Origin of the sequence: Ensifer oleiphilus (assembly GCF_013371465.1) — a bacterium.
Classification (GTDB): domain Bacteria; phylum Pseudomonadota; class Alphaproteobacteria; order Rhizobiales; family Rhizobiaceae; genus Ensifer; species Ensifer oleiphilus.
Map to the genome: position 1 here is coordinate 420,297 of NZ_JABWDU010000001.1, position 17,550 is coordinate 437,846.

The 17,550-nt window shown below is 61.3% G+C and carries 16 protein-coding genes; 12 read left to right on the top strand and 4 right to left on the bottom strand.

All coding sequences use genetic code 11. From position 1 onward, the window contains the following. Positions 1-73 precede the first annotated feature (73 nt). The 7 genes from HT585_RS02095 to HT585_RS02130 all read left to right on the top strand — a co-directional run bounded on the left by HT585_RS02095 (position 74) and on the right by HT585_RS02130 (position 9,484). Positions 74-1,240 (top strand): AI-2E family transporter, encoded by a 1,167-nt coding sequence (locus tag HT585_RS02095; RefSeq protein ID WP_210270298.1) that lies wholly within the window; start codon positions 74-76, stop codon positions 1,238-1,240. Between the two features lie 230 nt (positions 1,241-1,470). Further along, complete coding sequence (locus tag HT585_RS32220) at positions 1,471-1,557, top strand: potassium-transporting ATPase subunit F (protein ID WP_077502908.1); 87 nt, start codon at positions 1,471-1,473, stop codon at positions 1,555-1,557. An 87-nt stretch (positions 1,558-1,644) separates the two neighbouring features. Continuing rightward, complete coding sequence (gene kdpA, locus HT585_RS02110) at positions 1,645-3,354, top strand: potassium-transporting ATPase subunit KdpA (protein ID WP_176351407.1); 1,710 nt, start codon at positions 1,645-1,647, stop codon at positions 3,352-3,354. Positions 3,355-3,365: 11 nt separating this feature from the next. Continuing rightward, positions 3,366-5,492 carry a potassium-transporting ATPase subunit KdpB gene (gene kdpB, locus HT585_RS02115; RefSeq protein ID WP_176351408.1) on the top strand — a complete coding sequence of 709 codons (2,127 nt, stop codon included), beginning with the start codon at positions 3,366-3,368 and terminating at the stop codon, positions 5,490-5,492. Between the two features lie 2 nt (positions 5,493-5,494). Next, positions 5,495-6,064 carry a potassium-transporting ATPase subunit KdpC gene (kdpC, locus tag HT585_RS02120; RefSeq protein WP_176351409.1) on the top strand — a complete coding sequence of 190 codons (570 nt, stop codon included), beginning with the start codon at positions 5,495-5,497 and terminating at the stop codon, positions 6,062-6,064. Between the two features lie 34 nt (positions 6,065-6,098). Then, a complete protein-coding gene (locus tag HT585_RS02125; protein WP_176351410.1) occupies positions 6,099-8,795 on the top strand; it encodes a sensor histidine kinase in 2,697 nt (898 codons plus the stop codon). Further along, complete coding sequence (locus tag HT585_RS02130; protein ID WP_176351411.1) at positions 8,792-9,484, top strand: response regulator; 693 nt, start codon at positions 8,792-8,794, stop codon at positions 9,482-9,484. The genes HT585_RS02125 and HT585_RS02130 overlap by 4 nt, the downstream gene beginning before the upstream one ends. Before the next feature lie 60 nt (positions 9,485-9,544). Here HT585_RS02130 and HT585_RS02135 read toward each other — a convergent pair whose 3' ends face one another. Beyond that, positions 9,545-10,771, bottom strand: a complete 1,227-nt coding sequence (locus HT585_RS02135) for an alpha/beta hydrolase (RefSeq protein WP_246707551.1) — start codon at positions 10,769-10,771, stop codon at positions 9,545-9,547. A 364-nt stretch (positions 10,772-11,135) separates the two neighbouring features. Continuing rightward, a complete protein-coding gene (locus tag HT585_RS02140) occupies positions 11,136-11,486 on the bottom strand; it encodes a hypothetical protein (protein ID WP_176351413.1) in 351 nt (116 codons plus the stop codon). A 289-nt stretch (positions 11,487-11,775) separates the two neighbouring features. Between HT585_RS02140 and HT585_RS02145 the strand changes: the two genes are divergently transcribed. The 5 genes from HT585_RS02145 to HT585_RS02155 all read left to right on the top strand — a co-directional run bounded on the left by HT585_RS02145 (position 11,776) and on the right by HT585_RS02155 (position 15,979). Continuing rightward, positions 11,776-12,966, top strand: coding sequence for a tyrosine-type recombinase/integrase (locus HT585_RS02145; RefSeq protein ID WP_176351414.1), 1,191 nt, complete (start codon positions 11,776-11,778; stop codon positions 12,964-12,966). Between the two features lie 192 nt (positions 12,967-13,158). Beyond that, positions 13,159-13,935, top strand: a complete 777-nt coding sequence (locus tag HT585_RS02150) for a hypothetical protein (RefSeq protein WP_176351415.1) — start codon at positions 13,159-13,161, stop codon at positions 13,933-13,935. 103 nt (positions 13,936-14,038) lie between these two features. Further along, positions 14,039-14,236 carry a helix-turn-helix transcriptional regulator gene (locus HT585_RS31645; protein WP_246707552.1) on the top strand — a complete coding sequence of 66 codons (198 nt, stop codon included), beginning with the start codon at positions 14,039-14,041 and terminating at the stop codon, positions 14,234-14,236. Positions 14,237-14,442: 206 nt separating this feature from the next. After that, the gene (locus tag HT585_RS31650) at positions 14,443-14,733 is read left to right on the top strand and encodes a winged helix domain-containing protein (RefSeq protein ID WP_246707553.1); all 291 of its coding nucleotides are present in this window, start codon (positions 14,443-14,445) and stop codon (positions 14,731-14,733) included. A gap of 247 nt (positions 14,734-14,980) precedes the next feature. Beyond that, positions 14,981-15,979 (top strand): bifunctional DNA primase/polymerase, encoded by a 999-nt coding sequence (locus HT585_RS02155; RefSeq protein ID WP_176351416.1) that lies wholly within the window; start codon positions 14,981-14,983, stop codon positions 15,977-15,979. 679 nt (positions 15,980-16,658) lie between these two features. On the opposite strand, the gene HT585_RS02160 is transcribed toward HT585_RS02155, so the two are convergent. Then, entirely contained in the window at positions 16,659-16,913 is a 255-nt protein-coding gene (locus HT585_RS02160) for a hypothetical protein (protein WP_176351417.1), read from the bottom strand. Position 16,914: 1 nt separating this feature from the next. Next, on the bottom strand, positions 16,915-17,439 hold the full coding sequence (locus HT585_RS02165) for a hypothetical protein (protein ID WP_176351418.1): 525 nt from the start codon (positions 17,437-17,439) through the stop codon (positions 16,915-16,917). Positions 17,440-17,550 lie beyond the last annotated feature (111 nt).

A 17,550-nucleotide genomic window follows, 5' to 3' on the forward strand; every position in this document is an offset into this window, starting at 1 on the left:
AAACCGGGGTCATTGGGGCGCCGAAGGCTGGCAAGGCCTCGGGTTTGTTGTAAAGTCGTCTGAAGACGGAGGAATGTTGGTGCAACTGGGCAATCGCGAACGAGAAAACCTTCCCGCAGAGCCGCGGCTCTTCGGGTATCCGGCGACGTCGCGCTCTGCTCTGGTCGGCCCTATCACCGCTGCGCGCTGGATGCTCGTCTTCGTGCTTCTTGCCGGCGTCTATTTCTTCAACGGTTTCGTCGTTCCGGTGCTGGCCGCCGTCGTCATCGGCTTTGCCAGCTGGCCTATCTATCGCCGCCTGCTGACGGCAGTCGGCGGCAACCGGACCCTTGCGGCGACCATCGCCATCATCTGTGTCGTCGCCTTCATCGTCGTGCCGATCTCGGTGGCTGCCGTCTATGCGGTCGACGAAGTGCGCGACTGGCTGGTCTGGGCTGTTGAAACCAATGCCAATGGCGCGGGCGTGCCCGTCTGGCTGACGACGATCCCGGTTGCCGGCGTCTGGCTCGGCGAGCAATGGGTGAAGTATGTCGGCCATCCCGGTGCGCTCGGCGAACTGGTCCAGCTCGTCAGCGGTTCCAACATCGGCAATATCTATCGTGGCGTTCTGGTCATCGGCGCGTCGGCGTTTCACGCCTTCCTGACGCTGCTCTTCATGCTGATCACGTTGTTTTTCGTCTATCGCGACGGACATTCCTTCTCCAAGCAGCTCGATCATCTGGGCGAGCGCATCTTCCCGATGCGCTGGGAGCGTCTGTCGCGCGTGGTGCCGCTGACGATCAGCTCGACGGTGACCGGTATGGGCATCATCGCCATCGGCGAGGGCATCGTGCTCGGTGTCGCCTATTGGCTGGCGGGCGTTCCCTCACCGGTTACGCTCGGCATCATCACCGGCCTGATGGCGCTGATCCCCGGCGGTGCGCCGCTCTGCTTCACGCTGGTTTCCGTCTATCTCGTTGCCAGCGGCTCGCCGGTTCACGGCATCGCGCTGTTTGCCTGGGGCACGACGGAACTCTTCATCGTCGACAAGACCTTGCGTCCGCGCCTCGTCGGCGGCCCGATCAAGCTGCCCTTCCTGCCGACCTTCTTCGGCCTTGTCGGCGGCGTGAAGACCATGGGCTTTCTCGGCCTGTTCGTCGGCCCGGTGCTGATGGCGCTGCTCGTTGCCATCTGGCGCGAGTGGATGCGCGAAGTGACAAGCGAAGCCGCAACGACGGTAAGCCCGATCATCAAGGGCTGATGGTGCCGATCTGCCGGCCGCCTTCGGGCGGCGGCAGTGTCCTTATCTTTTCCTTATGCGCACGCAAAGCCATCCCAATCGATAATTGACCCGCTAAGGGTGCATCATCCGGCCATAACCAGTCCCGGAGAATGCACATGCCCGATCTACTTTTTCTTGCCGCCGGCATCGGCGGCCTTGTCGTGTTTGCGCTCTATGCGCGCACGCTCAGCCGGCTCTAGGAGGCATCGATGTTCGAAGCCTTCGTCGGCATCTCCGTCGCCGCCGCACTGACGGTCTATCTCATCGTGACCCTCGTTCGACCGGAACGGTTCTGACCCAGGTCGAAACTCGTACCCGGGTCGACACCTCGTAGCCCGGTCGAGTTCTCGTGCCGTCTGGTCGTCTTTCGTGGAGAATTCCTCATGTCTATTATCGGGTGGCTGCAGATCGGCCTCCTCTTTCTCGCCGTCTTCCTCGCGATCAAGCCGCTTGGCCTCTACATGGCCCGGGTTTTCGCCGGCGAGCGCAACTTCCTCTCTCCGGTGCTCGGGCCCGTCGAGCGCGGCCTCTATCTGGCGGCCGGCGTTGATGCGAAGAAAGAGCAGGGCTGGCTCGCCTATACGCTGTCGATGCTTGCCTTCAGCGCGGCCGGCTTCGCGCTGTTCTACGCCATCCTGCGGTTCCAGGGTTCCCTGCCGGTGAACCCTCAAGGCTTTGCCGACGTGCCGGCGGATCTCGCCTTCAACACGGCGGTCAGCTTCCTTACCAACACCAACTGGCAGTCCTATGGCGGCGAGACCACCATGAGCCATTTCAGCCAGATGGCCGGCCTGACGGTGCAGAACTTCGTTTCGGCAGCGACCGGCATCGCCATCGCGCTTGCCGTTACCCGCGCGTTTGCCCGTTCCGGTGCCGCGACGCTCGGCAATTTCTGGGTCGATCTGACACGCGCGACCCTCTACGTGCTGCTGCCGCTGGCCGTCGTCGTTGCACTCGCCTTCGTGGCGATGGGCATGCCGCAAACCTTCAATGGTTCCGTCAGCGCCACCACGCTCGAAGGCGTACAGCAGACGATCGCGCTTGGCCCGGTCGCGAGCCAGGAGGCGATCAAGCAACTCGGCACCAATGGCGGCGGCTTCTTCAACGCCAACGCGGCGCACCCGTTCGAAAACCCGAGCGCGCTCAGCAACTACCTGTCGATCTTCGCGATGCTGTCGATCACCTCGGCACTGGTCTACACCTTCGGCCAGATGGTCGGTGACCGCCGCCAGGGCTGGGCCTTCATCGCTGCCATGGCGACCCTTCTGATCGCCGGCATCGGCGTCATCTATTGGGCGGAAAGCTACGGCAACCCGATCCTGCACGGCCTCGGCCTCGAAGCCTCGCTGGGCAACATGGAGGGCAAGGAAGTCCGCTTCGGCCAGGCGATGTCGGCGGCCTATGCCGGCGTAACCACAGGCATTTCCACCGGTGCGGTCAACGGCATGCACGGCTCCTTCACCGGTATCGGCGGTCTCGTTCCGATGCTTCTGATCCAGCTCGGTGAAGTGCTGCCCGGCGGTGTCGGCTCCGGTCTTTACGGCATGGTCGTCTTTGCGATCCTCGCCGTCTTCGTCGCCGGCCTGATGGTCGGGCGCACGCCCGAACTGCTCGGCAAGAAGATCGAGGGCCGCGAGATGAAATACGCCATGCTGGCGATCCTCATCCTGCCGGCCTCGATCCTCGGCTTCACCGCGATCTCGGCCGTAATGCCCTCGGCCGTCGCCAGCATCGGCACCGCGGGTCCGCATGGCCTGTCGGAGATCCTCTACGCCTACACCTCGGCGACCGGCAACAACGGCTCCGCCTTCGGCGGCCTCTCGGCCAACACACCCTGGTACAACACCACGCTCGGTTTCGCGATGCTGCTTGGCCGCTTCGCCTATGCGATCCCGGTTCTGGCGATTGCCGGCTCGATCGCCGCCAAGACCCGGGTTCCGGCTTCCACGGGAACCTTCCCGACGCATACGCCGCTCTTCGTCGGCCTGCTCATCGGCATCATCCTCATCCTCGGGGGCTTGCAATATTTCCCGGCCCTCGCGCTTGGTCCCATCGTCGAGCAATTCGCCATGCTCTCGGGCCAGACCTTCTGAAGGAACAGACCATGTCTTCGAAACCTGTCGCCCCTGGTCTTCTCGACCCGGCGATTCTCCTGCCGGCTTTCAAGGCCGCATTCATCAAGCTCGATCCGCGCCAGCTCATCCGCAACCCGGTGATCTTCGTCACCGAGGTGGTGGCAGCCATGGTCACGGTCTTTTTCATCCGCGATCTGGCCACCGGGACCGGTAGTCCGCTGTTTACGGGACAGATTGCCGCCTGGCTGTGGTTCACGGTTCTGTTTGCCACCTTCGCCGAAGCCGTCGCCGAAGGGCGCGGCAAGGCGCAGGCCGACAGCCTGCGCCGCACCAAGTCCGAACTGATGGCCCGCAAGCTGGTCTCGGCCGAAGGTCGCGAAACCCAGACGATCGCCGCCACGTCGCTGAAGGTCGGTGACCTTGTGCTGGTCGAGGCTGGCGAACTGATCCCCGGCGACGGCGACGTCGTCGAGGGTGTCGCCTCGGTCAATGAAAGTGCGATCACCGGGGAATCCGCACCTGTGATCCGCGAATCCGGCGGCGACCGTTCCGCCGTCACCGGCGGCACGCAGGTGCTGTCTGACTGGATCAAGGTGCGCATAGGTACGGCGCCTGGCGATACCTTCGTCGACCGCATGATCGCGCTCATCGAAGGCGCGCAGCGCCAGAAGACCCCGAACGAGATCGCGCTGTCGATCCTGCTGTCCGGCCTTACGCTGGTGTTCCTGGTTGCCGTCGTGACGCTCTGGGGTCTGGCCGGTTACTCCGGCACGGTGCTGTCGGTCACGGTTCTTTCAGCCCTGCTCGTCACCCTGATCCCGACCACCATCGGTGGTCTCCTGTCGGCCATCGGCATCGCGGGCATGGACCGGCTGGTACGCTTCAACGTCATTGCCACATCTGGCCGCGCCGTCGAGGCGGCAGGTGACGTCGATACGCTGCTGCTCGATAAGACCGGCACGATCACCTTCGGCAACCGCATGGCTGCCAACTTCATGCCGGTTCCCGGCGTGACAGATGCCGAACTGGCCGATGCCGCGCTGCTGGCAAGCCTTGCCGACGAGACGCCGGAAGGCCGCTCGATTGCCGCGTTGGCAACCGGCGAATTCGGTCGCCAGACGCCGGCCGTGTCCTTGCCCGTTTCCGGCAAGCAGTCGGGCCGTGAGGTCGTGGCCCTGACCGTCGGTGGCGGCGCGGTTCAGTCAGGCGCTTTGGCAATCGACGCCGTTGTGCCCTTTGCCGCCGAAACGCGCCTATCGGGCGTCGATTTCGCCGGTCGCCGGCTGCGCAAGGGTGCTGTCGATTCGATCCTGAAATTTACAGGCGTTCGCGACGAGAACGTGCCGGCCGAGTTCCGCCGTGCTGTCGACCAGGTCGCGCGCACCGGCGGCACACCGCTTGCCGTTGCCGATGGCAATCGCCTGCTCGGCGTCATCCATCTCAAGGACGTGGTCAAGCCCGGCATCAAGGAGCGCTTCGCAGCCCTTCGCGCCATGGGCATCCGCACCGTCATGGTGACCGGCGACAACCCGGTCACTGCAGCGGCGATCGCATCCGAAGCCGGCGTCGACGACTTTCTCGCCGAAGCGACGCCCGAAGACAAGCTCGGCTATATCCGCAAGGAGCAGCAGGGCGGCCGCCTGATCGCCATGTGCGGCGACGGCACCAACGACGCTCCGGCGCTTGCCCAGGCCGACGTCGGCGTGGCGATGCAGACCGGCACCCAGGCGGCGCGCGAGGCGGCCAACATGGTCGACCTCGATTCCAGCCCGACGAAGCTGATCGAGATCGTCGAGATCGGCAAGCAGCTTCTGATGACGCGCGGCTCGCTGACCACCTTCTCGATCGCCAACGACGTGGCGAAATACTTCGCCATCATCCCGGCGCTGTTCATCACCACCTATCCGGCGCTCGCCGCCCTCAACATCATGGGCCTGACATCGCCGCAATCGGCGATCCTGTCGGCGGTCATCTTCAACGCCTTGATCATCGTCGCGCTCATCCCGTTGGCGCTGAAGGGTGTCAAGTATCGCCCGGTCGGCGCCGCAGCACTTCTGCGCCGCAACCTGCTGGTCTACGGCCTCGGCGGCCTGATCCTGCCCTTTGCCGGGATCAAGCTCGTTGACGTCGTCGTCTCCGCTCTCAATCTGGTGTAATCATGTTGAACCAACTTCGTCCCGCAATCGTCATGGCCCTGCTTTTGACCGCGATCACCGGCCTCGCCTATCCCTTCGCCATTACCGGCGTTGCCCAGGCCCTGATGCCCGCGCAGGCCAACGGCAGCCTGATCCGGATCGACGACACCGTCGTCGGTTCCGATCTGATCGGGCAGAATTTCACCGCCGACAAATACTTCTGGCCGCGGCCGTCCGCGACCGGACCTGAGGCTTATAATGCCGGTGGTTCGACCGGCTCCAACCTCGGCCCGACCTCGGTCAAGCTGAAGGATCGGGTCGCCGCCGATGTGGAGAAGCTGCGCGCCAGCGGCATCACCGGCGAAATCGCCGCCGATGGCGGCACGGCGTCCGGCTCCGGCCTTGACCCGCACATCTCGCCGGCTTTCGCCCGCGAGCAGGTTTCCCGCGTGGCCAAGGCCCGCGGGATTGCCGAAGCCGACGTGGCATCGCTGGTCGAGCAAACAACGGAAGGTCGTCTGCTCGGGATCATAGGCGAGCCGCGCGTCAATGTGCTAGAACTCAACCTTGCTCTGGATGCCCGGAGAAGCTGAGTGCGAAGCCTGAGAATGCCACCAGAGATCTTGAATGCCTGAAACCGATCGCGAATCGAAAAGCCGTCCCGACCCGGATGCCCTGCTGGCGCTGGCCGGGCAGGGGCGAAGGGGAAAGCTGACGGTTTTTCTCGGCGCAGCTCCCGGCGTCGGCAAGACCTATACGATGCTGACGCGCGCGCGTCGGCTGAAGTCCGACGGCGTCGACATCGTCATCGGTCTGGTGGAGACCCACGGGCGCGGCGAGACCGCCGCGCTCGTCGAAGGGCTGGAGATACTGCCGCGCCGCGATGTGAACCATCGCGGCCGTGTGCTTTCCGAATTCGATCTCGACGCAGCACTCGCACGCCGCCCAAAGATCATCGTCGTCGACGAACTGGCGCATAGCAATCCGGAAGGCAGCCGCCATCCGAAGCGCTATCAGGACGTGGAAGAGCTGATTGCCGCCGGCATCGACGTCTGGACGGCGCTCAACATCCAGCATCTGGAAAGCCTGTCGGATGTCGTCGCCCAGATCACCGGTGTTGCGGTGCGCGAGCGCGTGCCCGACACGGTTCTCAGCCGCGCCGACGACGTGCTTTTGGTCGACCTGCCGCCGGCCGAACTGATCGAGCGGTTGAACCAGGGCAAGGTCTATCTGCCCGACAGCGCCAAGCGCGCCACCGAGCGCTTCTTCCGTCTCGGCAATCTGACGGCGCTGCGCGAGCTGGCGCTCAGGCGCACCGCCGACCGGGTCGATGACCAGATGGTCGACTATCTCAAGCAGAACGCCATCGAAGGACCCTGGGCCAGCGGCGAGCGCCTCCTGGTCTGCATCGGCCCCGATCCGCTGTCGGAAAAGGTGGTACGCACCGCCAGCCGCCTGGCGTCCGGGCTGAACGCACCCTGGATCGTCGTGTTCATCGAACGGGCCGACCGCGAAAGCGGCGATGGCGAGGCGGCGAAAAGGCTCGACGAGACCTTCCGTCTTGCCGAACAGCTCGGTGCAGAGACCCGCCGCATCGTCGGCAACGATTTCGTCGAGGAAATCCTCAAGCTTGCGCGCCGCGAGCATGCGACGCAGATCGTCATCGGCACCAGGCGCCAGCCTTTTCCGATGCGGCTCTTCCGGCAATCGCTTCCCGATGCGCTGGCCGAGCGCATCACCGGTGTCGGCATTCATCTCGTGACCGACAAGGAACAGCCGCGCCCCAAGCGAAACGTTACCGTCAAACGGAAGATGCCCGAGGGTTTCGGCCGGGCACTTGCCATTGCCGCCGCCACGGTGGCGGCAGCAACCGCGCTCGGCGTGTTCATCGAGCGCTTCATCATCCTGCCGAATATCTCGCTGCTGTTCCTCCTGGCGGTGCTGGCATCGGCAACCTATGCCGGTCACGTCTCGGCAATCGCGGCTGCCCTTCTTTCGGTGCTTGCCTACAATTTCTTCTTCATCAATCCCGTCGGAACCTTCACCGTCGCCGAGCCGCACGAAGTCTTCGCGCTGTTCATTTTTCTGGTCGCAGCGGCCCTTGCAGGCAGCCTTGCCTCCCGGGTGCGCGAACAGGCGAAATCAGCCCGGCGCCGCGCGGCGGCAACGCAGGCGCTCTATGATTTCTCCCGCAAGCTTTCTGGCACCGCCAATGTCGACGATGTGCTCTGGGCAGCCGTCACCCAGATGCAGACGACGCTGAAGCGCAATATCGCGCTGCTGTTGCCGGAGGAGGGCGACCTGCGCCTGAAGGCGGCCTGGCCGCCGGATACCGAACTCGATGTCACCGACACCATGGCCGCCCGCTGGGCGATGGACAAGAAGGAGACTGCGGGCAACGGCACCGGCACGCTGCCCAACAGCCCCTTCCATTTCCGGCCACTGACGAGCCCGCACGGGGTGGTCGGCGTCTGCGGTTTTACGCAGGCCGGCAAGCCGCTGGAGATCAACGAGGAGCGGGCGCTTTCCGCCATCCTCGACCAGACGGCGATCGCCATCGACCGGGCGCGCCTGTCGCGCGAGAGCCTGGATCACGCCGCCAAGCTGGAAGGCGAGCGGTTTCGCGCGGCCCTGCTGTCGTCGATCTCGCATGATCTGCGCACGCCGCTTGCCACCATCACCGGTGCCGTCACCAGCCTGCGCCAGCTCGGCGATCGCATGCCGCCGGAAAGCCGCGACGACCTCTTGCAATCGATCGAGGAAGAGGGGGGGCGGCTCACCCGTTTCGTCGCCAATCTCCTCGACATGACCCGCATCGAGGCGGGCACGGTCAATGCCAAGCGTGATTGGGTGGATGTCGCCGATGCCGTGCGCGCTGCCGTCGATCGGGCGCGCAAGTATTTTCCGGACCGTGAGATCGAAACCAGCATCGCGCCCGAACTGCCGCTGATGCGGGGCGACAGCGTGCTTTTGGGCCAGGTGCTCTTCAACCTGCTCGACAATGCCAACAAATACGGCGGCGACGAGCCGATCAGCATCTATGCCCGGCGCGACGGCAACGACATCGTTTTGTCGGTCACCGATCTCGGTAAAGGGATCGCGCAAGGTGATCTCGAACAGGTCTTCGAAAAATTCTTCCGCCGGGGCAAGGTGGACGGCCGCACGCCGGGCACCGGCCTCGGGCTTTCGATCGCCAAGGGCTTCGTCGAGGCCATGGGTGGCCGCATCAAGGCCGAAAGTCCGGCATTGAGACGTCGCGGTACCCGCATCTCCATGCGGTTCCCGGCCGCCGAAGCTGAAATATCCGAAAAGGACCGTGCATGAGCGTGGAGCGCATCCTCGTTGTCGACGACGAACCCCAGATCCAGCGCTTCCTGCGACCGGCGCTCAGCGCCGCCGGCTATGACGTGCTGGAGGCTTTGACCGGTGCGGAGGCATTGAAGGCGGCTGCGACGACCGCGCCCGACGTGGTCATCCTCGATCTCGGCCTGCCCGACATGGACGGCAAGGACGTCATCGCCAATATCCGCGCCTGGTCACAGGTGCCGATCATCATCCTGTCGGCGCGCGACCGGGAGAGCGAAAAGATCGCCGCCCTCGACCTTGGTGCCGACGATTACATCGAAAAGCCCTTCGGGATCGGCGAACTGACCGCGCGCATCCGCGCCGCCCTTCGCCACCGCATCCAGATGGAGGGTGGGCATACCCAGCTTTCGGCCGATGGCTTGGCGATCGATACCATCAAGCGGCTGGTGACGCGCGACGGCGAGCCCGTGCGTCTGACGCCGAAGGAATATGATCTGCTGGTCATGCTGGCGCACCATGCCGGACGCGTCGTCACCCACAAGACGCTGCTGACCTCGGTCTGGGGCGCGGCGCACGGCGAAGATCTGCATTATCTGCGCGTCTTTATCGGCCAGTTGCGCGGCAAGATCGAGCGCGACCCGGCCGATCCCAAGATCATCCGAACGGAACCGGGTGTCGGCTACCGCTTCGTCGGCGACGGCGACTGATACCATCCGAGACTTTGTAGGAGGGCGCCTGGTCCGTTCAGCGGTCAGGCGCCATGGCGATCAATTGACGGAAACCGGCTTCGGTTGCTCGCCGGCGAGCGTTTCGCCGACGACGATCTTTTTCTTCGTTGTCGGGCGCGGATTCTCGATGATGTTGACCGGTGCGGACAACGTCGTCGCCGCGACATTGCCGACGCCTCTCGCCGTACCTGCGACAACGGCGGCGATGCCTGTTCCCACCGAAATGTTCGAGTCGGTCAGTGTCTGGCCCTTGATCAGGCGTTGGCCGATCAACTGCACGATCTCCGGGCTCTCGGCAAACTTGCCATGGTGCAGCCCGTCGTCGGTCTCGACCTTGGTCAGATCGATGGCTGTGATGCCGGATTTTTCGAGGTCCGTACGATAGGGTTCCTTCGACGGGTCGATGGCGCCAAGCCGCGAAACGTCGCCGGAAATGAAGCTCGAAAGCGCCAACGCCCGATCGTCCTGAGAGACGAAGATCGTGAATTTCGGCTTCTTCTTGCCCATCTCCACCCATTGCTTGGCAAAGACGTCAAGGTCGATATCCGGCGAGGCCAGGATCACGTTCTGGATCTTTGACGGCACGTTGCCGTCGCGAATGCCCATCTGCCTGAGCGATTCCATCGTCAGCCAGGTGCCCATGGAGTGAGCAAGGATGGTGATGTCCTTGACGTTGGGCGCTTGCGAAAGGATGCGCAGCGTATCTTCGAGCGCGGTGCGCGAGTAGTTGGTGCTTTCCTTGTCGTAATTGTACTCGAACACATTGGCGCGCGACGGCCACGTAAACAGGATCGGCGTCGTCTGGGCGCCGGAATCATGGATGATCTGCGCCAACCGGAAGACGGAATCCTCGTAGCGGTTGTTGAAGCCATGGACGAAAACGAAGGCGTGGCCGCCGACATTGTGCTGCTTGAACCATTCCTTGCCGTCGGCGAGCGTGTCCAGTTCCCGCACGCGCGTCACGGCGAAATCGGTCGCCGGATCGGGCGGCAGCTTGCGCGGCCATTGCACCGTGCCGGGCTTGCGCACTGTCTCCGGCGGGATCGATACCGAAACATCGGTCATGAAGGTGTTGGCGTCCCGCTCGCCCGAAAACAGTGTCGCGGGGTCGCCGGAGGGTTGCCTTGTGGTCGCGACCAGCATGTCCACCTGCGCCGTTTTCGGTGTCTGTGCGGTCAGGGCAACCGGGGTCATGACGCCCTTGGGTTTTCCGGCGCAAGAGGAAAGCCCCAGCGACAGGGCAACAGGCACCGCTATTGCCATCATTCTCCGTGTCCGCGCCGACGAGATCGTAACACGCGCATTGTCAATCATCGGCGCCCCACGCAGAAACAAGAACGAGCCGCATCAGACTGTGTGTTCGCGACAGCGCGATGACATCACTCCATGCCGGTGGATGCAAGCGGGTATTTCGCCATGTCTCGCGCTATGGTTTTGCTGTGGGATTGCGCCGGCTCGGCCAGGTCTGCCTGCGTGACGGCTCGACCTGCCGAGCCAAGGCGTTTCTCGCTGGGACCGATCCGTGCGAACAGGGGTATCAATGGGATAGTCGAGGCACTGCCCCGAAACCCGGTGTGCGACCTGTCGCCATCGGCGGCAGGAGCAGTTTGGACGACGCCTTTCTTGCCGATCAGGACGCGGTGCCAGGCAGAGGCAGGTTGATCGCCGGGCCGGGGCCGACGCCGTGCTGTCGGCGGACCTGTCGCGACGCGCTGCCGTCGAACAGTGACATCGGCAACGTCCCGGTCAGGATCCAGCGATAGGGCGAGCGCGCATCCGGCTCGCGCGCCTGATACGGCATGGAATTGAGCGGCAACACGTATTCCGGCCGGCGCAGGCCAGCCTCCCTGTTGCCGAGCCATGTCAGCACGACCAGCACTTCGCCGCCGATCTCAAGCGCCGACAAGGAACAGGTCCGGCCGGCGACATTGGCCTGAACGGCATCCTCGTGAACTTGAAAACGGCTAACTTTCAGCGACATCGTTCGGCTTCCTTGAAATGGACCTCTTGCCAGCCGCTCGTTCGCAGCAAGGCGCGCTGGCGTTCGGCCAGCTTCAGACTTTCATCCCGCTACAGTGATCATTTCTTTGAAGGAAAATGGTGCCGCTTACGGGCATTGAAGTGTTCTATATCGCGAAATCACCGCATCTCGTCAAGCATGCGAGGCGTTGAAAGAAAAGGCACTTCTTGTCTTACGGGCTCTCACGCTCTATCGTCCGAACTTAGGCCATACCAAATCTAGGGGTGGATTAAAAGGTGGATGGGAAGTGATGCGCTCGCTCAACAAACTAACCGCTGTTGCCGTTAAGAACGCGCCGACGGGTAAGTATTCGGACGGCGGTGGACTTTGGTTGCACAAGCGTGAGGACGGCGGGGCGCAATGGATATTGCGCGTGAACGTCCATGGGCGACGACGCGAAATGGGGCTCGGCTCTGCCTTGGATGTCTCGTTGAAGGAGGCACGCGAAGCCGCTGAGCGTTGGCGGGCGCTGGTGAGAAGCGGTCTGGATCCGATCAAAGAGCGCCAACGCCAGCGACGAGAGGCGGCGCGTAATCTTCATTGTCTTGATGACATCGCGCGCGATGCTTTCGAGAGCCGAAAGGCCGAGCTGAAAGGCGATGGAATTCCTGGCCGCTGGTTCAGCCCACTGGAAATCCACGTTCTTCCTAGCCTCGGAAAAGTACCGGTTGTCGACATAGATCAGACTGACATCCGCGACGTGCTCGCGCCGATCTGGCATAGCAAAGCGGAGACCGCACGAAAGGCTCTAAATCGACTGGCCATCTGCTTGAAGCACGCTGCGGCTCTGGGGCTGAATGTTGACTTGCAGGCAACAGACAAGGCGCGCGCGCTCCTCGGCAAGCAAAGGCACAAAGCCGAGAACATCCCGGCGATGCCCTGGCGGGACGTCCCGGGCTACTATGCTTCCCTCTCGGATGGCACAGTTACCCACCTTGCACTGCGTCTACTCATTCTGACCGGCGTTCGGTCCGGCCCTCTTCGCTTCTTGCACGAAGAGCAGATCAACGGTGACGTTTGGACCATACCCGGTGAGGCCATGAAGGGCCGGAAGGGGGCAACAGCCGATTTCCGTGTTCCTCTGTCGGATGCTGCCCTTGCGGTGATAGAGCAGGCCCGTAGGCACGCGCGGGATGGATTCCTCTTCCCCAGTCTCCGGAAAGGCGTGATTTCGGACGCCACCATGTCGCGGCTAATGGAGCGTGCTGGCATGGAAGCTCGTCCTCATGGATTTCGATCGAGCCTACGCGATTGGATCGCCGAGGCCACGGAGACCCCCCATGACATAGCCGAGACCACGCTCGGCCATGTAGTCGGCGGCGCAGTGGAACGAGCCTATCGGCGCACAGACTTCCTTGAGCAGCGTCGCAAGCTGATGGAGCGATGGTCGCGGTATGTCACAGGCGAGAGCGGGACTGTCGTCAAGCTCGCGAGGGGGTGAGTTGTGGGCGATAGCAAGGGCGGGAGCAGGCGACCTTTAAATGATCGATTTCCCAGGACCGAAATTATCGGGCGTGATTTCTGGGAGATACCTCCAGACGACGCTCGCGAAATGTTCTCGCACCTGCGGCACTCATCGTCACAGGGCCAGACGGCGGTTCTGCTTCAGCGCCCATCATGGGAGTGCGACGATATGTTGGAGTTTCCTGAGCAGCCGGAGTTGGAAACGGTTTCATCCTATTTGCGTTCGGGAGTCGCCCTACACGAACTCGCCGACGTGGCACCAGGCGTTGAACCGGATCAAAAATCTAACGGAATATCGGCCCGACAGCTCAAAATTTTCGCATCCGACGAATTTCTCTCCGAGTGTATGCGGGTGCTCGAAGCGCACGGCTGGATGAAACCTGACTTTCGTTTGACTGATACACTGCTCGATCAACTTATCGAAGCGCTAGGCTCCGAAACTTTATCGGACGCGCATGCTCGGTATGGGGAAAACTGGGATGCATATCTTCTTGAGATTGCTGCAGTTCGCTTCGCAAGGCCATTTAGCCGACGGTGGTACGCGGCCAATATGTATTCGCTGTACTATGCCCATCAAGACGACTTTCGGCTGGGTTATCTCTGGAGCGAGTATCAAGCAAAAATGCGCCACGAGAGTTCTGCGTTGAAACACGAACAGTTTGTGCAGAAGAACAGGGAGAGCGGAAAAAAGGGAGGACAAGGTTGGAAAAAAGCGGAGCGGTATGCGGTACTGGATCGGCTTGCGGACGCTGAGTTTACGAAATTGCGCTACCCCGGCGACAAAGAACTGCGCAAGTGCGCACAGCGATTGGCGCGGCAACATGATGCCAAGGTCGAGGATAAGTTGTTCGTTCAGAATGGGATCGACCTGAGCCTCAAATGGTTCGACGAGTGGTTGGCCGATTATAGAACGAGAAAAAGGCTGGAAACACAGACGGTTAAGTGAGATCAAGCCAGGGCTTTGAGTTAAAAACGGGCAAGAACCGGCGGTTCCATTGCCTATGCCGCAATATCATTCATCTCGTCGCAACAAACATCGAGATGAAGCAATGGAAATCAAAGATCCACTTCTTACCGTGCGCGAAAGCGCGGAGGTCTTGCAAATCAGCGTCCCAACGTTTTGGCGCCGGGTCGCGGATGGGACAGTACCTCGACCCTTGAAAATTGGCTCTCTCTCTCGCTGGCCTCGCTCGGAAATCATGACCGTCATCGAGCACGCCAAAGCCTCGCGTTCCAATATGGCGTAGGGGGAAGCCATGTCATTACAAAAGAAAAACCCGGCTGCGCGGGCAGGCGCAGTCCGGGTCAACGTTCTCGCTAGTGTCAAAACCAGCTCCTCCAATCTTACCGAACAGCGTTCTTTCAGTCTATCCGTGTGTAACTGTTCGTTCGGAAGCGCGCCGCGCAACCGGACATGTGCGCGAGTTGCCCTCCTTTGGTTCAGGGGAGGCATATGAGCAAGATTTTCATAACAATACGGCTGCTTCCTGACGGGGCGTCTCACACACTGTTTGGTCGGGTCGCCTGGGCACTGGAGCAGTTAATAGACGCAGGAAGTGTGGGGTGCACTCCAGTTACGCATCCTGGGCCGCGCTGGAGCTCCTACGTGCATCTTCTCCGCATACGAGGCCTAGAAGTCGACACACTGAGGGAGAGCCACGGAGGGCAGTTCCCGGGCACACACGCACGTTATGTACTGTGCTCGCCGGTCGAGGTTCTCCAGAGCTGGAGGGATCGAAGGTGACCGATCCAAAGCGCATTGCCGAGAAGAAGGCGGTTGCAGTTTGGTTCTGGGATTGGCGGCCCGCTTCCATCGCCCCCTCGAACCGTTCCAGAGCGATGCAGGAACAAGGTGCTCCACAAAGTTGTGGGTCATCGCCATCGCATGTCGTGAACTTCCTCAAGGCGAAATACGACCTGAAGCCTTGGAGGCCTGCGAAGCCTGTAAACCAGCGCAAGAGTATAGCGGCGAGCGGGATGGCCGCTAACTGATGGGAGCGTTTGCAGAGTGGCAACCTCGATACGCTGAACATGGCATTGCTACGTTCCCCGTCGACATTCTTGATGACGGTCGGAAAAAGCCAGCCGTTGGCGGCTATCTCAAGCTGGGGGCTCAGTACAGCTCCCAGCTCACATTGAAATTCGGCGGACATAATGCTCTCGGGCTGGCATGCCGCAGAAACAAAATCACCGTGCTCGATGTGGATACCCCCGACGAACGCGTCTTGGCTGACGCAATCAGCAGGCACGGGGTCACGCCCTTCATCGTCCGCAGCGGGTCAGGCAACTGGCAGGCTTGGTACAAAAACAGCGGAGAGCGTCGCCGCATTCGCCCAGACGCGCACGTTCCAATTGATATCCTCGGCGACGGATATGTGGTGGCCCCGCCATCGCTTGCGCGCAAGGGTAGATACCAGCTCGTGCAAGGCAGCATGGACGACCTCGACCGCCTGCCGCCGATGAAACTTGTTATCGACACCATCGAAACGCCGAAACCGAAAGCGCTAGCCAGCACTCTCCGCGAAGGGGACGGCCGGAACAATTCGCTCTTTCATCGCGCGCTTCGATCCGCCCGCCATGCCAAATCCGAAGAGGAGCTTATTCAGATGATAGCTCATGCTAACCAGCAGTTCGCGGAGCCTCTGCTAATGGACGAGGTGCTAGGCGTTTCACACTCGGCGTGGGGATACAAGGAAAAGGGCCGCCTTATGGTTTCTGGCGGCGAGGCTACGGCCGTCATCTTCAAGAGTGACATGGATCACCTTTGGGACACGCCGAACGCAATGGCGCTCCTGATCCGGTTGCGTCTCGCGCACGGATACCGAAATGGCGGGACATTCGCACTTGCACAGGCCATAGCTGCATCCATGGGGCTGAGCGTCCCAACATATCGCGCGGCGCGTGATGTTCTTGTCGACCGCTGCTTTCTCGAAATCATCCACCCCGGCGGCAGAGGCAAGAATGATCCGCCTATCGCTCGACTTTTGTGAGGAGGTCTGGAAGGTGCAAAATTCTTGCAACTATATAACTAGACACCCCCCTCCTGTTCTCTCCCCATCTTGGGTCAGGAGCCCAGGCTCCCCTTTAAGTGCACGCCTCCGCACACGAGGCCAGAGAGAAGCGCATGGCTGGAAATGGTCTCACCATGAGACATTTTGCGCGGTGCAGGATAGCAAACTCTCGGGCGAGCAGCAGTTCTTGGCTCACATCATCATATGCAAATACAGCCGCGAGCATTCTTTCGCTAGCAGTGCAACTGGCCAGATCAGAGCGAGGGACACCGCCCAAGCTATGTATCGCCCAAGCCTGTTTCCGATTTTCTCCACTAGTTCGCGGCCTTGCCTGTGATTAAAATCGAGGTGACTTTCGTCTGGCCGCGGAACGAATTGCCAAGTTATCAAATCGTCGTTGTGTTTAATCCACCAATCACAAATGCGCGGTGGCAAGAAAACTAAACTCAAAATCAACACTGGGATGTAGAGAAGGAGATAAAACCCCTCGAACATGTCGTGCACAAAAGTTTCCCCATAGTGGTTGCGCTATCGCCAGCGGCTCAGAGACGCCCTCCGAACCTGGCGACTTATCTGCGGTGCCGGTTCTCTGCCGAAAATGTCTCGTCGTGAGACAGTTTTTCTCGGCGGCAGATTGGCACGTTCTACCGCGCAGGCATCAGCCTTGGTCCTCGGCCTTTCGCTCCTGTAGAGCGTCGTACGCCCTCTGTGTCGCGGCCTCAATCTCGTCCTCGCGCATAAGATACTTCCGCCCAAGAGCATTGCCTGCCTTGCTGATTTCCATTTCCAATTCCGCCTTAATACGGTGGAACTCCTTCGCCCTTTCGTGGATGTTCCTGATCCCTCGAACCCGCCACTTCGCTATGGCCTCCGGACTATCCCAGTCAGGGTCGTATTCAGGCTCCGTAGACATCTCAGCCTCCGATTTGCGTGGCGCACTCATTGGCGCGCTTTGTCGCCAAGGTCATCAACTCTGGAACGTCCTGAATTTTGTCAGTCAACGGCTTGAATGCTAGAAACGTTGTGCTGGTAGACCACACAAGCGCTGCATCCAAACTATCGGACATGCACCTGCAATACAGGGTTCGTTTTTCGGCCGTTAGCTGAGCAGTGTAGGTATTTTTTGTAAGGCATGATGTCTCCACACTGACATGCGCCTCGGTGATTTCGGAAGTAACCAATCCTGCAATCGCAAACAAAAAACCCATCAGGAATATCGAATAGCGCACCAGTAGACCCGACACGCTTCTTCCGCCTTTCACGACGAAGTAACCAATAGCAGTCGGAGGCAGGATGGCCCCCAAACCCTCGCCCCAGCTTTGCTGTACGCCAGCGCAGACCACTAAGCCGAAGATGCACGCCAAAGCAAAAACAAGCCAATGACGACCAACGCTCGCCCGTTGGCTTACTAACACGGCAGGCGCCAGCTTCTCGTTCATACCGCTCACAACTCCATCTGCCTTAGTGTCGTTGGCCCACGCTGTGGAGCATCGATTGGTTGTAAAGTACTGCCAAACTCCTAATCAGAGATCAACAGTCCGTCGATTACC

Coding starts and splice junctions, on each gene's coding strand:
- kdpC (WP_176351409.1), top strand. CDS start 5,495: ATGTTGAACCAACTTCGTCCCGCAATCGTCATGGCCCTGCTTTTGACC.
- HT585_RS31645 (WP_246707552.1), top strand. CDS start 14,039: ATGGAAATCAAAGATCCACTTCTTACCGTGCGCGAAAGCGCGGAGGTC.
- HT585_RS02155 (WP_176351416.1), top strand. CDS start 14,981: ATGGGAGCGTTTGCAGAGTGGCAACCTCGATACGCTGAACATGGCATT.
- kdpB (WP_176351408.1), top strand. CDS start 3,366: ATGTCTTCGAAACCTGTCGCCCCTGGTCTTCTCGACCCGGCGATTCTC.
- HT585_RS32220 (WP_077502908.1), top strand. CDS start 1,471: ATGTTCGAAGCCTTCGTCGGCATCTCCGTCGCCGCCGCACTGACGGTC.
- HT585_RS02095 (WP_210270298.1), top strand. CDS start 74: ATGTTGGTGCAACTGGGCAATCGCGAACGAGAAAACCTTCCCGCAGAG.
- HT585_RS02165 (WP_176351418.1), bottom strand. CDS start 17,439: ATGAACGAGAAGCTGGCGCCTGCCGTGTTAGTAAGCCAACGGGCGAGC.
- HT585_RS02140 (WP_176351413.1), bottom strand. CDS start 11,486: ATGTCGCTGAAAGTTAGCCGTTTTCAAGTTCACGAGGATGCCGTTCAG.
- kdpA (WP_176351407.1), top strand. CDS start 1,645: ATGTCTATTATCGGGTGGCTGCAGATCGGCCTCCTCTTTCTCGCCGTC.
- HT585_RS02135 (WP_246707551.1), bottom strand. CDS start 10,771: ATGATGGCAATAGCGGTGCCTGTTGCCCTGTCGCTGGGGCTTTCCTCT.
- HT585_RS02160 (WP_176351417.1), bottom strand. CDS start 16,913: ATGTCTACGGAGCCTGAATACGACCCTGACTGGGATAGTCCGGAGGCC.
- HT585_RS02125 (WP_176351410.1), top strand. CDS start 6,099: ATGCCTGAAACCGATCGCGAATCGAAAAGCCGTCCCGACCCGGATGCC.
- HT585_RS31650 (WP_246707553.1), top strand. CDS start 14,443: ATGAGCAAGATTTTCATAACAATACGGCTGCTTCCTGACGGGGCGTCT.
- HT585_RS02150 (WP_176351415.1), top strand. CDS start 13,159: ATGTTGGAGTTTCCTGAGCAGCCGGAGTTGGAAACGGTTTCATCCTAT.
- HT585_RS02145 (WP_176351414.1), top strand. CDS start 11,776: ATGCGCTCGCTCAACAAACTAACCGCTGTTGCCGTTAAGAACGCGCCG.
- HT585_RS02130 (WP_176351411.1), top strand. CDS start 8,792: ATGAGCGTGGAGCGCATCCTCGTTGTCGACGACGAACCCCAGATCCAG.